The 14,991-nt window shown below is 70.3% G+C and carries 13 protein-coding genes and 1 pseudogene; 7 read left to right on the top strand and 7 right to left on the bottom strand.

Translation table 11 applies throughout. From position 1 onward, the window contains the following. The first annotated feature begins 311 nt into the window (after positions 1–311). The 4 genes and pseudogenes from ACIQM0_RS23780 (at position 312) to ACIQM0_RS23765 (ending at position 3,785) form a co-directional block, all read left to right on the top strand. The gene (locus ACIQM0_RS23780) at positions 312–1,205 is read left to right on the top strand and encodes a hypothetical protein (protein WP_401289870.1); all 894 of its coding nucleotides are present in this window, start codon (positions 312–314) and stop codon (positions 1,203–1,205) included. A 48-nt stretch (positions 1,206–1,253) separates the two neighbouring features. Continuing rightward, positions 1,254–1,589 carry a hypothetical protein gene (locus tag ACIQM0_RS23775; RefSeq protein WP_401289867.1) on the top strand — a complete coding sequence of 112 codons (336 nt, stop codon included), beginning with the start codon at positions 1,254–1,256 and terminating at the stop codon, positions 1,587–1,589. Positions 1,590–2,034: 445 nt separating this feature from the next. Beyond that, positions 2,035–2,256 (top strand): annotated as a pseudogene (locus tag ACIQM0_RS23770) (hypothetical protein); the annotation flags it as partial. A 77-nt stretch (positions 2,257–2,333) separates the two neighbouring features. Beyond that, on the top strand, positions 2,334–3,785 hold the full coding sequence (locus tag ACIQM0_RS23765; protein WP_401289865.1) for a M1 family metallopeptidase: 1,452 nt from the start codon (positions 2,334–2,336) through the stop codon (positions 3,783–3,785). Between the two features lie 26 nt (positions 3,786–3,811). On the opposite strand, the gene ACIQM0_RS23760 is transcribed toward ACIQM0_RS23765, so the two are convergent. Together ACIQM0_RS23760 and ACIQM0_RS23755 are read right to left on the bottom strand one after the other, a co-directional pair. Continuing rightward, the gene (locus tag ACIQM0_RS23760; RefSeq protein ID WP_401289862.1) at positions 3,812–5,395 is read right to left on the bottom strand and encodes a M4 family metallopeptidase; all 1,584 of its coding nucleotides are present in this window, start codon (positions 5,393–5,395) and stop codon (positions 3,812–3,814) included. 286 nt (positions 5,396–5,681) lie between these two features. Continuing rightward, positions 5,682–6,257 (bottom strand): TerD family protein, encoded by a 576-nt coding sequence (locus tag ACIQM0_RS23755; RefSeq protein ID WP_123460746.1) that lies wholly within the window; start codon positions 6,255–6,257, stop codon positions 5,682–5,684. 203 nt (positions 6,258–6,460) lie between these two features. Between ACIQM0_RS23755 and arfB the strand changes: the two genes are divergently transcribed. Next, positions 6,461–6,895: an alternative ribosome rescue aminoacyl-tRNA hydrolase ArfB gene (arfB, locus tag ACIQM0_RS23750; protein WP_145764821.1), complete on the top strand. Its 435-nt coding sequence runs from the start codon at positions 6,461–6,463 to the stop codon at positions 6,893–6,895. Between the two features lie 90 nt (positions 6,896–6,985). On the opposite strand, the gene ACIQM0_RS23745 is transcribed toward arfB, so the two are convergent. Beyond that, entirely contained in the window at positions 6,986–7,492 is a 507-nt protein-coding gene (locus tag ACIQM0_RS23745) for a flavin reductase family protein (RefSeq protein WP_401289860.1), read from the bottom strand. 330 nt (positions 7,493–7,822) lie between these two features. On the opposite strand from ACIQM0_RS23745, the gene cdgB reads away from it, so the two are divergent. Both cdgB and ACIQM0_RS23735 read left to right on the top strand, forming a co-directional pair. Continuing rightward, complete coding sequence (gene cdgB / locus ACIQM0_RS23740) at positions 7,823–9,472, top strand: diguanylate cyclase CdgB (RefSeq protein ID WP_401289858.1); 1,650 nt, start codon at positions 7,823–7,825, stop codon at positions 9,470–9,472. Between the two features lie 152 nt (positions 9,473–9,624). Then, on the top strand, positions 9,625–10,629 hold the full coding sequence (locus ACIQM0_RS23735) for a CBM35 domain-containing protein (protein WP_401289856.1): 1,005 nt from the start codon (positions 9,625–9,627) through the stop codon (positions 10,627–10,629). A 164-nt stretch (positions 10,630–10,793) separates the two neighbouring features. On the opposite strand, the gene ACIQM0_RS23730 is transcribed toward ACIQM0_RS23735, so the two are convergent. The 4 genes from ACIQM0_RS23730 to ACIQM0_RS23715 form a co-directional block, all read right to left on the bottom strand. Beyond that, entirely contained in the window at positions 10,794–11,645 is an 852-nt protein-coding gene (locus ACIQM0_RS23730) for a ketose-bisphosphate aldolase (protein WP_401289854.1), read from the bottom strand. A 61-nt stretch (positions 11,646–11,706) separates the two neighbouring features. Further along, positions 11,707–12,648: a 1-phosphofructokinase family hexose kinase gene (locus tag ACIQM0_RS23725; RefSeq protein WP_401289852.1), complete on the bottom strand. Its 942-nt coding sequence runs from the start codon at positions 12,646–12,648 to the stop codon at positions 11,707–11,709. A gap of 167 nt (positions 12,649–12,815) precedes the next feature. After that, on the bottom strand, positions 12,816–13,976 hold the full coding sequence (gene nagA, locus ACIQM0_RS23720) for an N-acetylglucosamine-6-phosphate deacetylase (protein WP_401289850.1): 1,161 nt from the start codon (positions 13,974–13,976) through the stop codon (positions 12,816–12,818). Next, a complete protein-coding gene (locus ACIQM0_RS23715) occupies positions 13,976–14,869 on the bottom strand; it encodes an ROK family protein (RefSeq protein ID WP_385346914.1) in 894 nt (297 codons plus the stop codon). Before ACIQM0_RS23715 ends, nagA begins: the two co-directional genes overlap by 1 nt. Positions 14,870–14,991: the final 122 nt, after the last annotated feature.

The following is a 14,991-nucleotide window of genomic DNA, read 5'->3' as shown; positions in this document are numbered from 1 at the left end:
CTGCTGGCCACCGAGCGCACCGACGGCGACACGGCGGCCGCGATGCTGCGCTCGCCTCCTGGCGTCCGCGATGGACTCTGCTCATCGCGCTGCGCCACATCCGGCTGCGCCGCTCCCTTCTGTACGCCACCGCCCTCTCGCCTCCGCATGAGACCGAGCCACTGCGCCGGGCGGTCGCCCGGATCACCGCGCAGATGGACGCCACCGACGGGCAGGGGGCCTGGCGTCCTGACGAGATACGGGCCCGCCTCAGGGCCGTCCGAGCCGGGGCTTCCGCACGTAGACGGCTGCTGCTCATCCCGTGCGTACTCATGCTCCCCGGGCTGCTCTTCCTGGGCGTCGGCTCATTCAAGTCCACCGCCGGACTCCAGGAGTACTTCACCACCGGCGACGGCCCGAAGATCCTGATGGGCTTCGGTATCGCGGCCCTGGCCTGGATCGCCTGGCAACTGATCACCCTGCTCCGCACCTGGCAGCCGACATCCGTCCAGCCCCACGGCGAACCGCTGGCCGCCCACCGCTTCCGCATCGCCACCGCCCTGGGAGGCGCCACCACCGGACTCCTGCTCCTCTACCGAGGACTCGGTGACGCCGGCCCCGACGGCAAGGCGGTCCCCACCCTCCACCTGCTCGACGCCCTCGACAACTTCCTCGTCTACCTCGGCTTCGCCCTCCTCCTGCTCTCCCTCCTCGCCCTGTTCCCGCCCGGCGGACTCGCACTCGCCGGCGTCGGAGTGGTCGGCACGGCCACAGCCGAAGCGGCGACGAGCGCGGCACTCATCGGCACCGCCGGCATTGTCCTCATGGCGGCAGCGGGCGGCAGGGGTGCGGAGGGCGGGCACTCATCTGGAGGTGCGTCGGGCAACAAGGCCGGCGAGAAGAAGCCGTCAGAGGCCACCAAGGGAAAGCGGAAGTTCGAGGCTTCGCCAAAGCATGGCCGAACCCAGAGAGGTAACGCGGCACCCGAACCCACCCATCCACAGGAGACCCTGGACGACTCCCTGACGTTCAACCCCAACACGACGCGCAGGGTCGGAGTTGACCGTGAAACTGGCGAGTTCGCTCTCTTCGATGAAACACACAACGGGACCGGGATCTACCATGGGCATGTGCGCAAATGGGGCGAGCTGACTCAGGAGATGCAAAGCGCGCTACGCAAATCCGGTCTCGTGACAGGTAAGGGGAAGCTTAAAGTTTCGGACTAGACCACTCCTTATTTTGAATATAAAACCTATTGCAAAAAAGGAAAATGCATGCAATATGAAGAGCCGCGCCGGCTGTCGATGGATGACGCTGCGGAAATATTTGAGAACGGGAATCCATATGATATTGCAGAGTCTCTCATTTCGGCATCCCTCTACCTTCCTGACAGAGGGTGGGTGGAGCAATGGGTGATCCATTTCACGAGCCACTCCAGCCCCGATGTGCGGAGGGCCTCCGCACTGGCGCTCGGACACCTGGCTCGTCTCCACGGTGCTGTTTCACCGCAAGCAGTGGCGGCGGTGAGTTCCCTCCGGGCGGACGTGGGGCTGCACGGTGCGGCAAATGATGCCCTGGAGGACGTCGAGATATTCACTAGAGGCAATTGAGTATCCCGCTGTAGTTCAAGAAAGGGTCGAGGGGATTTCAGTTCGACATCTGTCTGGCTTTTTCTGGCGTGTGGAAATCGTTGTACAACGGGTCGAAGGCCAGGTTCGATGCGGCAGTCGCGCCTGCGTTTCCGGCCTCTCGCCTCGGTGACCTCCGCCATGCATTTTTGACATTCAGCGGCATGATTCACGGCGGTGCTGCGCCGCGCCTTACAGCGTTTCGGCTGCCGCATCCATGAACGCTGCCGAATCGGCCGCTTCGGTAATGTGCGCGGCAATCGCAGTGTCCAGTCCTCAGGAACAGCGCGTGGGTGTCAGGGACTGACGCGATGCGGCCCAACCTGGTGGACAGCCCGCTCGACCGCCGCTGCGGGGTAAGCGCGTCCACGATTTGCGGGGGTCGGGTCCGTAACCGTATCCCCGTGGCCCCACAGCCGTGGTTTGCGCGCTGACCGTCCGCGCTCCGGGCGCCACCGAACGCGTCGCCTACCTGGACGGTCCGCACGGGGACGTGGCGGTGTCCGGGGGCGGCCGGACGGTGTACGTCACCGGGGACTTCAACCGGGACGGGAACTGTAAGGGGATCACGGTTGTCGACCTGGCCGGCGGCACACCCCCGGTTCGGCCGGCGGCGGGGGACCGTTCGCTGGGAATCGCGGTGCTCTGACGCAGCGAGGACCGGCTTCGGGAACGGAACGGTCCCGCATCCCCGCAGTCCGACAATCCGCACATAGGATCATCGCCGTGGACTCACGCTCCCCGGCACACATCCCGGCACGCGGCACCGCACGCACCTCCCGCAGGGGCAGGACCGCCGTCCTGCTGCTCGCCCTGGCGGTCCTCACCCCCGGCTGCGACGCGAGCGCCGGTGGGGTGCACGGCACCCCGGGCGCCTCCGGGGTGCGCGATCCGTACTTCCCCAAGCTCGGCAACGGCGGCTACGACGTCACGCACTACGACCTCACGCTCGATGTCGGCCAGGACGCGAAGACGCTGCGCGGCACCGCCGGGATCACCGCGCGGGCCACCCAGGACCTCAGCTCGTTCAACCTCGACCTGGCCGGGCTGACCGTGGAGTCGGCCACCGTGGAGGGGCGTCCCGCCGCCGTCAGCCGGGCGGGTGACGAGCTGACGCTGCGTCCGGACATCAAGGTCCAGGACCGGCTGCGCAGGGGTCAGACGTTCCGCACGGTCGTGCGCTACTCCGGCTCCCCGAAGACGATCACGGACCCGGACGACTCCGAGGAGGGCTGGCTGCCGACCGCCGACGGGGCGGTGGCGCTGGGTGAACCGACCGGCGCGATGGCCTGGTTCCCGGGCAACAACCACCCGAGCGACAAGGCCACCTACGATCTGGCGGTCACCGTGCCCAAGGGGCTGACGGCGGTCTCCAACGGGGTGCTCGCCGGTCCGCCCAGGACGGCCGGGGACCGCACCACGTTCCGCTGGCACACCGCCGAACCGATGGCGAGCTATCTCGCGACACTGGCCGTCGGCCGGTTCGAGACGAAGACGTCGACCATGGCGGGCGGCATCACGGTGTTCACCGCGGTGGACCCGGTGTCGGCGAAGGCGAGCGCGCGGACGGTGGCCCGGGTTCCCGAGGTGGTGGAGTGGGAGGCCGCGCACTTCGGCCCGTACCCGTTCTCCGCCACGGGCGCGGTCGTCGAGCGCAAGGGGGACTCCGGGTACGCGCTGGAGACGCAGAACCGGCCGTTCTTCCCCGGGCCGCCGAGCGTCGCGCTGCTCGTCCACGAGATGGCGCACCAGTGGTTCGGTGACTCGGTCACGCCCGCGAGCTGGCAGGACATGTGGCTCAACGAGGGGCTGGCGACCTACGCGGAGTGGCTGTGGGAGGAGGAGAAGGAGGACACCCCGGCCCAGGACTCGTTCGACGACGCCTACGAGAACGACGACAACTGGGCCTTCCCGCCCGCCGATCCGCCGGCCGCCGCCAACATCTCCGACCCGCCGGTGTACGGGCGGGGCGCCATGGTGATCCACAAGATCCGCGAGGCGGTGGACGACGACGAGCGGTTCTTCGCGCTGCTCAAGGGCTGGACGAAGGCCCGCCGGCACGCCAACGCCACCACGGCGGACTTCACCGCCTACGTGGAGAAGGCGACCGGCCAGGATCTGACGGAGCTGTGGAAGACCTGGCTGTACGGCAGGAGCCGGCCCGCCGCGGACGGCTGACCGGCTCCCGGAGCAACGTGGGGGTGTTACTTCACGTTGACACCGCTCCAGGCGGCGTCGACCTGGGCCAGCTCGGCGCTGTCCGCGCCGTACAGGTCGGTCGCCGCCTTCTCGGTCGCCGTACGGGCGTCCGCGTAGTCGGTGGACGAGGTCATGTACTCGGAGAGGGCCTTGTACCAGATCTGGATGGCCTTGTCCCGGCCGATGCCGGTGACGGTGGAGCCGTCGGAGGTCGGGGAGTCGTAGTCGACGCCGTTGATGGTCTTCGCGCCGCTGCCCTCGGCCAGCAGGTAGAAGAAGTGGTTGGCGACACCGGACGAGTAGTGCACGTCCAGGTCACCGACGCTGCTGTCCCAGTAGTCGGCCGAGCCGCCGTCCTTGCTCGGCTGGTCCATGTAGCGCAGCGGGCTGCCGTCACCGTTGATGTCGATCTTCTCGCCGATGAGGTAGTCGCCGACGTCGGTGGTGTTGTCGGCGAAGAACTCCACCGCGGTGCCGAAGATGTCGCTGGTCGCCTCGTTGAGACCGCCGGACTCGCCGACGTAGTCGAGGTTGGCGGTCGACGCGGTCAGCCCGTGGCTCATCTCGTGGCCGGCGACGTCGAGGCCGGTGAGGGCGCTCTTGTTGTCGGCGCCGTCGCCGTACGTCATGCAGAAGCAGCTGTCGTCCCAGAACGCGTTGACGTACGCGTCGCCGTAGTGGACCCGGGAGTACGCGGCCTTGCCGTCGCCCGCGATGCCGTCGCGGCCGAGCGTCGACTTGTAGAAGTCCCAGGTCTGCGCGGCGCCGTAGTGGGCGTCGACCGCGGCGGTCTGGCGGTCGTTGCCGGTGCCGTCGCCCCAGGTGTCGTCGTCGTCGGTGACCAGGTCGCCGGTGCCGCTCTCGCCCTGGTTCAGGTCGTACGTCTTGTGGCCGCCGCGGTCGCCGTCGGTCAGCTCGAAGCCGGAACCGGAGGCGGTCGTGGACAGGTCGACCTTGCCGCTGTACTGGCTGTTGCCGACGCCGGCCGTCTCGACGGCCTCATAGCTGTGCAGCGTCTTGCCGGTGGTGGCGTCCGTGATGATGTGGCGGCGGCTCGGCGTGCCGTCCTTCTGCACCCCGGCCTTCACGGACTCGAGGGCCAGGACGGGCTTGCCGCTGCCCGCCCAGATCACCTTGCGGGCACTCGCCACGGTCTTGATCTTCGCCGTCGTGGACGGCACGGATATCTTGGCGCCGGTCGCCTTGGTGACGCTCTTGAGCTTGCCGTCGCTCGCGGTGTGGGTGACGAGGTCGCCGCCGATGACGGGCAGTCCGGCGTAGGTGCGCTCGTAGCGGGTGTGGACCGTGCCCTTGGCGTCCTTGATCACGTCACGGGCGATCAGCTTCTCCTTGGCGCCGAGCTTGAGCGTGGCCGCGGTCGAGGAGACGTCGGTCTGGGCCGACTTGATGGCCGCCGTGCGCGCAGAGGCGCTGCTGAAGGCGGGCGAGGAGGTGCGGGGAGAGGCGGAGGAACCGTCGTCGGGGGCGGCGGGCCTGGCGTTCGCCGTACCGGTCTGCACTCCGACGACGACCATCGCGGCCACGGCGGCCAGGGCTGCGGCGCGACGGGTGTTCATGTGGGGGGTCATGGGTTCTCCGTTGCTCGTTCCGTGGGGGGTTACGAGCGGAGAGCGTGCCACTGAATGACCGGCATTGACGGTGTACTAACAATTACCTCACAATTCTTTGACCAGTTCTTGTCCGACTGGGGTGCGTCTGTGTCCGCTATCCGGCGGACTTATGTCACTTGCGCAACACCGCGTGTCGTGCGCCCCATTGGGGGTGATCGGTGGTATGCGGGCACGCGGGAGCCCCCGGCCGCAGGACGTTCGGCCGGGGGCTCCGTTGAAGCGGGTGAAGCGGGTGGACTGAGCGTCAGAGAGTGACGCCGAAGTCCTGCGCGATGCCGCGCAGGCCGGAGGCGTAGCCCTGGCCGACGGCACGGAACTTCCACTCGGCACCGTTGCGGTACAGCTCGCCGAAGACCATGGCGGTCTCGGTGGCGGCGTCCTCGCTCAGGTCGTAGCGGGCGATCTCGGCGCCGCCGGCCTGGTTGAGGATGCGGATGTACGCGTTGCGCACCTGGCCGAAGTTCTGGCTGCGGGTCTCGGCGTCGTAGATCGACACCGGGAAGACGATCTTGTCGATGTCGGCCGGCAGGCCTGCCAGGTTGACGTTGATCTGCTCGTCGTCGCCCTCGCCCTCGCCCGTGACGTTGTCACCGGTGTGCACGATGGTCTGGTCCGGCGTCGCCTTGTTGTTGAAGAAGACGAAGTGACCGTCGGAGAAGACCTTCCCGGCGGCGTTGACCGCGATCGCGGAGGCGTCGAGGTCGAAGTCCGTGCCGGTGGTGGTCCGGACGTCCCAGCCGAGGCCGACCGTGACGGCGGTGAGGCCGGGGGCCTCCTTGGTGAGGGAGACGTTGCCGCCCTTGGACAGGCTTACTGCCATGGGAAGTCCCTTTCATCTGTCGTGTGCGGGCTCCGTGTCGTCACGAAGCTACCGTCACCCTCCATAACGCAGGCAGGGGACCGGGAGGTTCCTTCCGGCTTTGCTTTCTTTACCGAACTGACGGCCGTCACGGCCGGGGGCCGCGACGGAAGAACCAGGGCCGTGACTAAAGAAGGTGACGAACACCCGGTGGGCCGGGGAACATGGGTGTCATGTCCGGGCCCTATGTCATCCGCGGTGCGGTCTCCCTGCCGGAGGCCGAGCTCATGTGGCGTTTCTCGCGGTCCTCGGGGCCAGGCGGGCAACACGTCAACACCAGCGACTCCCAGGTGGAGCTGCGCTTCGACCTCGCTGCGACCGAGTCGCTGCCCGAGGTGTGGAAGGAACGCGCGCTGGAGCGGCTGGCGAACCGGCTGGTCAACGGCGTGGTGTCGGTACGGTCCTCGGAGCACCGCTCGCAGTGGCGCAACCGCGAGACGGCCGCCGTACGGCTCACCGCCCTGCTGGCCGAGGCCACGGCGCCGCCCCCCAAGCCGCGCCGCAAGCGCAAGATCCCGCGCGGCATCAACGAGCGCAGGCTGCGCGAGAAGAAGCAGCGCGGCGACACCAAGCGCGGCCGCTCGGGCCGCGACTGGTGAACGGACCGGCCGCGGGCGGCCCGGTGCGGTACGAGGCCGTCATGAGCCCTTGTCGCCGCCGGCCCGGTCGTCGTCAGTCTGCGGCTCCCGTCAGCCCAGCTGCCGGTAGCGCCCGCGGAAGTACGCCAGCGGGCTGCCGTCCCCGCTCGGCAGCTGCGCGCCGATCACCCGTCCGATCACCAGCGTGTGGTCACCCGCCACGACGCGCTGCTCCGTGCGGCACTCCAGGGTGGCGAGCGCGCCCCCGACCAGCGGGGCTCCGGTGACCTCCCCGCGTACATAGGGGATGTCCTCGAACAGCAGCCGGTCGCTGATCCGGCCCTTCATGGCGAACCGTCCGGCGATGTGCCGCTGGCTCTCCGACAGGACGGAGACGGCCCACAGCGGCTGCTCCGCCAGCAGGTCGTCCATCCGGGAGTCGTTGCGCAGGCTCACCATGACCAGCGGCGGATCCAGCGAGACCGACATGAACGCGGTCGCGGTCATGCCGACGTCCTCGCCGCGCCCGTGCTCGTCGAGAGGCGGCTCCTGCGCGGTGATCAGCACCACGCCGGCGGCCAGTCGGGCCAGGGCGCCGCGGAACTCGTCGTTGCTCACCCCCTCAGCATGGGGGATGGGCCGGGGACGCGGGGCGGGGGGCTTCGTCTGCAACACACCGGGCACGCTAGCCGCGCGCGGGCCGTCGGCGCATCGGGCCAGGGGACCAGCCAGGTCCTAGGACCAGCCGGGTCCTCGGACCTGTTCGTGGGGCCGGGCCGGAATCCTTTACCATCTGTTGTGACTTGGCTCACAGAGCGCGATATTTGTTGACCCTGTGTACCGGGTGCACAGCTCACTGTGATTCAGTGGCCGTGACACTGCAGTAAGTACGTCAAGTACGCCGATATGAAACCTGGAGTGCTGTCGAGGTCTCGGGGAGTGCGAGCGATGGAGGCCGAGTCGGAGCCGTACGTCCGTCTTGCGACGATGCGGCAGCTGCACCAGGCCGTGGCCGATCTCAACACGGCACGGAGCCTGGCCGACACGCTGCAGACCGTGGCCGACGGAATCGTCGCCGGTCTCGGCTACGAGCTTGCCTGCGTCAACCTCGTCCGTCCCGACGGTGATCTCGTGGTCGCCGCCTTCGCGGGCAACAGCGCCGCCGAGGCACTGATCACCGGCCGCGTCGGCTCCCGCACCTCCTGGGAGCGCCGGCTCGCCATGGGCGAGCCGTGGGACGAGCTCCGCTTCATACCGCACACCGACGGCTGGGTCCTCCTCGACGACGACGTCCCGCAGTGGCACACCGAGGGCCCCGAGCCCCGCTTCGAGGACGAGTGGCACCCGCAGGACCGGCTCTACGCCCCGATGTACGCCTCCGGCGGCGGCCAGGACCTCCTCGGCGTCATATCCGTCGACCGCCCCCGCAACGGCCGCCACCCCGGCGCCTGGGGCCGCGAGGCCCTCCAGATGTACGCCTCCCAGGCGGCCATCGCCATCAGCAACGCCCGGCTCCGCGCCAACATGCAGCGCGCCCTGGTCCGCCTGGAGCGTGAACAGCAGGCGCTGCGGGCCAGCGAGGAATCCTTCCGCCAGGCCTTCGAGTACGCCCCCAGCGGCATGGCCATCGCGGAGATGGGCGGCGACCAGCACGGCCGGCTGCTGCGCACCAACGACGCCCTGTGCCGGCTGCTCGGCCGCCCCGCCTCCGTGCTGCGCCGCTACTCCTTCGCCGACCTGGTCCACCCCGAGGACATCGGCACCCTGCTCCGCACCTCCGCCGAGGGCGGCCGCGCCGAACTGCGGCTGGGCCGCCGGGACGGCACCTACCTCTGGGTCTCGCTGCGCAACTCCGTCGTCGCGGACACCGCGGACGGGCCGCGCTTCCTGCTCACCCATGTCGAGGACATAGAGGAGCGCAAGCGCCACGAGCTGAACCTCGCGCACCGCGCCTCGCACGACGCCCTCACCGGCCTGCCCAACAGCGCGGAGCTGCGCTCCCGGCTCAGCGCCCGGCTCTGCGAGCGCCCGAACGCGGTGGCGTCCACGGACGTGCAGGCGCTGGACGCGGCGTACGGCGACGTGGACGAGGCCCGGGTGCACGGCTTCCCCGTCGACGGCTTCGACGCGGGGGCGGGCGTCGGCCCGTACGACCACCATGTGCATTCCGTCGCACCCGACAACGGGAAGGACGACGGGTCGAAGGGGCTCGCGGTCCTCTTCTGCGACCTGGACGGCTTCAAGTCGATCAACGACCGCTTCGGCCACCACACGGGTGACGCGGTTCTCATCGAGGTCGCCCGCCGGCTCTCCACCTGTGTCCGCGACGGTGACACCGTCGCCCGGCTCGGGGGTGACGAATTCGTCGTCCTCGCGGACGGGCTGGGGTCCGCAGACGCCGCGGACCTGGCGGTACGCCTGCGTAACGCCATCATTCCGCCCATTCGGGTCGACGGCCGGGCGGTGCGCGTCGGGGCCAGTTTCGGCATCGGCTGGGCCGCGTGCGGCATGACCGCCGAAGAGGTGCTGCGCTCCGCCGACCAGCGGATGTACATCGAGAAGCGGTCCAGATCGAAGGTTCACCGCAGGGCCGGCTGACGTTTGCCGACGTGTTGTGCGCTTACCCCGCCCCGGTTCCCGCAGCACCTCCGGCAATTCTTGACGTGGTGCGTTCGGGGTAGGCTCGGCCGGTCGGCGAGGGCTGACGGTATACGGCGAGGGCCGACGACATGGTGAGGAGTGACCCAGGGATGGCCGGGAACAACGGCGCGAGCACGCCCGAGGACGACGACCCGTTCGGCTACCTCTACGAGGACGGGCGAGCGGCCGGCGCACAGCCGCCGGGTCAGGGTGGCTACGGCTACCCGGGTCCCGCCTCGCAGCCCGGTGTACCGCGTACCTCGTACAACCAGGTGCGGACCGTCGGCGAGCGCCAGTACGGGCAGCAGGTGCCGCAGCAGGGGGCCTACGGCTACCCGCCGCAGGGGCAGAACGCCCAGTACGGCCAGCCCCAGGGCCAGTACGGGCAGCAGAACGCGCAGTACGCGGCCCCGGAGACGTACCCCGGTGCCTCCACCTCCCAGGTCCCGCACCAGGGCGGCCGGGGCAACGGCGGCGGTCCCGGCAAGGGCGGCCCCAACACCAAGGGCCTGCTGATCGGCGCGGTCGCGGTCGTCGCGGTCGTGCTCATCGGCATCGGCGCCGCCCTGATGACGGGCGACGGCGACAAGGACAAGAAGAACGACGACACGGCGTCCTCCTCCTCCGGCGCGCCCGGTGAGGTCGAGGAGTCGCCGAAGCCGCAGGACTCCCCGAGCGCCTCGGCCCCCGTCGAGCTCCCGAAGCAGGACGCGGCGTCGCTGAAGCTCGGTGGCACGGCGGCCGTGGAGAAGGGCGTCAAGGGTGCCGAGGGCCCCGACGGCTCCTACGTTTCCGGTTTCAACGCCGTCGGATCCTCCGTGACGTGGCAGGCCGCGATGGAGGAGGCCGGTTCGTACCGTCTGACGGTGCGCTACGCGATCCCCGGCAAGGACGCCAACGCCACGTTGACGGTCAACGGGAAGCCGAACTCGCAGCCGATCGGGCTCAAGGACTTCGTCCATTCCTCGGACCCGAACTGGGAGAAGAACTGGCAGACCACCTGGGCGCCCGTCGACCTGGTCAAGGGTGAGAACGAGATCGGTATTTCTTGCCAGGACGGCAATCAGTGCGACGTGATCCTGGACTGGCTGGAAGTCACCCCTGCGAAGGGTTAGCTCATTGCGGGTGAACCGTTTGTGGCCTCTCCCGGGTCCGAATCCGGGAGAGGCCACATGTGCGTTCTCTGCGCTGAGTCAGCAGGCGGGTGTTGTGCAAATGCCGCCTCCACCTACCCGCGCCCCATACGCGGCTACCCGCCGTAGGGGTGATGGCGGAGGTGTCAGCCCATCAGGGCCAGGAACCCCGCCACCGTCGCGGCCATCGCCTCGCGGCCCGGGGCGATGTACTTGCGCGGGTCCACGCCCGTGGTGTGCTCGGTCAGGTGGGCCCGGACGGCTCCGGTGAACGCGGTGTTGAGCGCCGTGCCCACGTTGATCTTGACCATGCCGGAGGAGGCGACGGCCTGGCGGATCTCGTCGTCCGGGACGCCGCTGGAGCCGTGCAGCACCAGCGGGACGGGGACGGCGTCGCGCAGCCGGCCGATCAGGGCGTGGTCCAGGGCGGCCGTGCGCTCCGTCATGGCGTGCGAGGAGCCGACCGCGACGGCCAGCGCGTCGACGCCGGTGGCGGCGACGTACGCGGCGGCCTCGGCCGGGTCGGTGCGGACGCCGGGGGCGTGGGCGTCGAGCGGGGCCTCGCCCTCCTTGCCGCCGACCTTGCCGAGCTCCGCCTCGATCCAGATGCCGCGCTCGTGGCCCCAGGCGACGGCTTCTGCGGTGGCCCGCACGTTCTCCTCGTAGCTCAGCTTGGAGGCGTCGAACATCACCGAGCCGAAGCCCTCGTCCGCTGCCTGGTGCAGCAGCTCGACGGACTCGACGTGGTCGAGGTGGAGGGCGAGCGGGACGGCGGAGGTGCGCGCGACGGCGGCGGCCGCGGCCGCGATGGCGGAGAGCCGGCCGCCGTGGAACTTCACGGCGTTCTCGGAGATCTGGAGGATGGCCGGGGCTCCGGCGCGCTCCGCACCGGTGGCGATGGCCTCCGCGTGTTCCAGCGTGATGACGTTGAAGGCGGCGATTCCGCGTCCCTCGGCCTGGGCGGCGGAGACGAGTTCACCGGTGCTGACGAGCGGCATGCTGACCTCTGTTGCTTCCTCGGACCCGCCGCCGTGCGGCGTGTCCGGTGCGGGTGCGGCCTCAGGCCGCGGGTGCGTGTTCCTCGATGGCGACGCGCGGCAGCAGCTCCTCGTAGGCCGCGCGGTCGAAGTCGCCGGCGGTGGGGGCCAGCACGGTCGCCGTCGACAGTGCCACCGCCCGTCGCAGCCGGTCAGGCCAGCTCAGGTCCTCGACGAGGCCGGACAGCAGTCCGGCCACCGCGGAGTCGCCCGCCCCGGTCGGGTTGCCCTTCACGGGGGCCGGCGGGGACGCCTGCCAGCTGCCGTCGGGGGTGACCGCCAGCATGCCGGCCGGGCCCAGTGAGGCGATCACCGCGTGCGCGCCGCGGCGGCGGGCGTCAAGGGTGGCGCGCAGGGGTTCGCGGGAGCCGGTGAGCTGGGCGAGCTCGTCTGCGTTCGGCTTGACGATGTCGGGTCGGGCGGCGATGCCGCGGCGCAGCGGTTCGCCGCTGGTGTCCAGGAGTACGGGCACGCCCGCGGCGCGGGCCGGCCGGATCAGTTCGGCGTAGGCGCCGACGTGGATGCCGGGGGGCAGGCTGCCGCAGAGGGCGACGGCGTCGGCGCCGGTGAGCAGCTCCTCGTACGAGCGGAGGAAGGCGGCCCACTCGGTGGCGGTGATGTGGGGGCCGGGTTCGTTGAACTGGGTGGTGTCGCCGGTGGCCCGGTCCGCGACGGCCAGGGTGCGGCGGGTGTCGCCGGCCACCGGGACGAGGGCGTCGGTGAGGCGCGCACGGCCGGGCGGGAGGGCCGCGAGCAGCTCGCGCAGTACGGAGCCGGTGGCGCCTCCGGCGAAGCCGGTGACGACGGTGTCGTGGCCGAGGGCGTTGAGGACCCGGGCGACGTTGATGCCCTTGCCGCCGGGGCGCTCGGAGAGTTCGGTGACCCGGTGACTGGAGTGCGGGACGAGGGCCGTGACGCCGTACGTCAGGTCGAGTGCCGTGTTCAGCGTGACCGTGAGGATCACCTCGGCCGCCACCTCGATCCGTGCTGAGCGCGGATCCCTTGGCAGAACGCGCTTTCCCTGGCTGGTTCGCGGACGATCATGCCAAAGAGCCGGCGGCCGGCCCAGACCTCGGGTACAACCGCCGTCTCTTCGTTACGTATCCGTCCCACCGTTCGGGCCCGCCGCCTTCACACCGCCGCGGGCACCGGCTGGGTGATCCAGTCGCCCTTGCGCATGACGCCCTTGAGGGTGAAATCGGCGTCCAGGATCACCAGGTCGGCGTCCTTGCCCGGTTCCAGCGAGCCGACCCGGTCGTACACGCCGAGCAGCCGGGCCGGGTTGGCGGAGATGGACTGCACCACGTCGCCGACCGGGATGCGGTCGATGGTGACGGCCCGGTGGAAGGCGGTGTCCAGGGTGAGGGTGGAGCCGGCGATGGAGTTGCCCTCGACGAGCCGGGCGACACCGTCCTTGACCTCGACGGCGAGCGGGCCCAGCTGGTACTGGCCGTCGCCGAACCCGGCCGCGTCCATGGCGTCGGTGATCAGGGCGACGCGGTGGGCGCCCGCGTGGTGGTAGGCCAGCTGGAGGGCGGCCGGGTGCAGATGGGTGCCGTCGTTGATCAGCTCGACCGTGATCCGCTCGTCCTCCAGGAGGGCGGCGATCGGGCCGGGCGCGCGGTGGCCCAGGGGCGGCATGGCGTTGAAGAGGTGCGTGGCGACGGTGGCGCCCGCGTCGATCGCCTCGACGGTCTGCTCGTACGTGGCGTCCGTGTGCCCGATCGCGGCGATGACGCCGTGCTCGGCGAGCAGCCGTACGGACTCGATGCCGCCGGGCAGTTCGGTGGCGAGCGTGAACATCTTCGCGGTGCCGCGGGCGGCGTCCATCAGCTTGCGGACCTCGGCCGGGTCCGGGTGGCGCAGCAGGCCCTCGCTGTGCGCGCCCTTGCGGCACGGCGAGATGAAGGGGCCCTCGAAGTGGATGCCGGCCAGGTCGCCCTGTTCGACGAGCTCGGAGAGGATGCCGGCCCGTTCGGCGAGGAAGTCCATCTCGCCGGTGACGGTGGAGGCGACCAGGGTGGTGGTGCCGTGCTCGCGGTGGGTGCGGACGCCGGTGAGGACGTCGTCCACGGTGCCGGAGGTGAAGGAGGCGCCGCCTCCGCCGTGGTTGTGCATGTCCACGAAGCCGGGGACGATCCAGTGGCCGGACAGGTCGACGGTCCGGGCGCCCTCCGCCGAACTGCCGGCGATGCGGGTGCCCTCGATGATCACCCGGCCGTTCTCGACGGTGCCGGTGGGGAGTACCACCCGGGCACCTGCGAGAACTGTGCTGTCTGCGCGTCCGGCCATCAGGCGGATACCTCCGTGGAGAGTAGATCCCAGGCGAGCAGCCCTGCGCCCAGGCATCCGGCGGTGTCCCCGAGGGCCGCCGGGACGATGTGGGGCAGCTTCTGGAACGTGACGCGTTCCTCGACGGCCGCACGGAGTGGTGTGAACAAGGTTTCTCCCGCCTCGGCGAGACCGCCACCGATGATGAGCGTGCGGGGGTCCAGCAGGGTGAGCGCGGTGACCAGTCCGGCGGCGAGGGCGTCGACGGCGTTCAGCCAGACCGCCACGGCCGCCGGGTCGCCCGACTCCACGGCCTTGGCGCAGTCCGCGGCGTCGGCCTTCGGGTCGCCGGAGGCGGCGGCCCAGGCCCGGCTGACGGCGGCCGCGGAGGCCAGCGTCTCCAGGCAGCCACGCTGGCCGCAGCTGCACTCCGGGCCGTCCGGCCGGATCACGATGTGGCCGATCTCGCCCGCGGAGCCGTGGGCGCCCGCCTCGATGGTGCCCGCGATCCCGATGGCCCCGGCGATCCCGGTGCCCAGCGGGATGAACACGAAGCGGTCCGCGCCCCGGCCCGCCCCGATCCGGCCCTCGGCGAGCCCGCCGGTCCTGACGTCGTGGCCGAGGGCGACGGGGACGCCGCCGAGCCGTTCGCCGAGCAGCCGGCGCATCGGGACGTTGCTCCAGCCCAGGTTGGCCGCGTAGAGCGCGATCCCGTTCGCGGCGTCGACGATGCCGGGCACGGCGACACCGGCGGCGAGAGCGCTCTCGCCGAAGTGCTCCTCGCCGTACGCGCGCAGATCCGCCGCGAAGGCGAGGATCGACTCCACGACGGCGTCGGGGCCGCGTTCTCTTCCGGTCGCGCGCCGTGCCTCGTAGAGCAGGGCGCCATCGGCCCCGACCAGTGCGGCCTTCATTCCGGTGCCGCCCACATCGAGGGCGATGACGTGTTTCACGGGAAACAGTTTCGCCCGACGAACCCCAAAAGGTCTAGTCCACTATCGCTGTTTGTTGCGCATCCATACAAAATCGGGTCCGC

The organism is Streptomyces sp. NPDC091387, assembly GCF_044756945.1.
Classification (GTDB): domain Bacteria; phylum Actinomycetota; class Actinomycetes; order Streptomycetales; family Streptomycetaceae; genus Streptomyces.
Note: the sequence above shows the minus strand (reverse complement) of the source record. Positions and strands in the feature narration are given on the sequence as shown.

Excerpts from the sequence above, each read along its gene's own strand:
- arfB (WP_145764821.1), top strand. The coding sequence starts at position 6,461 with ATGGGTGTCATGTCCGGGCCCTATGTCATCCGCGGTGCGGTCTCCCTG.
- ACIQM0_RS23735 (WP_401289856.1), top strand. The coding sequence starts at position 9,625 with ATGGCCGGGAACAACGGCGCGAGCACGCCCGAGGACGACGACCCGTTC.
- ACIQM0_RS23730 (WP_401289854.1), bottom strand. The coding sequence starts at position 11,645 with ATGCCGCTCGTCAGCACCGGTGAACTCGTCTCCGCCGCCCAGGCCGAG.
- ACIQM0_RS23715 (WP_385346914.1), bottom strand. The coding sequence starts at position 14,869 with ATGAAGGCCGCACTGGTCGGGGCCGATGGCGCCCTGCTCTACGAGGCA.
- ACIQM0_RS23775 (WP_401289867.1), top strand. The coding sequence starts at position 1,254 with ATGCAATATGAAGAGCCGCGCCGGCTGTCGATGGATGACGCTGCGGAA.
- ACIQM0_RS23780 (WP_401289870.1), top strand. The coding sequence starts at position 312 with ATGCTCCCCGGGCTGCTCTTCCTGGGCGTCGGCTCATTCAAGTCCACC.
- cdgB (WP_401289858.1), top strand. The coding sequence starts at position 7,823 with ATGGAGGCCGAGTCGGAGCCGTACGTCCGTCTTGCGACGATGCGGCAG.
- nagA (WP_401289850.1), bottom strand. The coding sequence starts at position 13,976 with ATGGCCGGACGCGCAGACAGCACAGTTCTCGCAGGTGCCCGGGTGGTA.
- ACIQM0_RS23760 (WP_401289862.1), bottom strand. The coding sequence starts at position 5,395 with ATGACCCCCCACATGAACACCCGTCGCGCCGCAGCCCTGGCCGCCGTG.
- ACIQM0_RS23755 (WP_123460746.1), bottom strand. The coding sequence starts at position 6,257 with ATGGCAGTAAGCCTGTCCAAGGGCGGCAACGTCTCCCTCACCAAGGAG.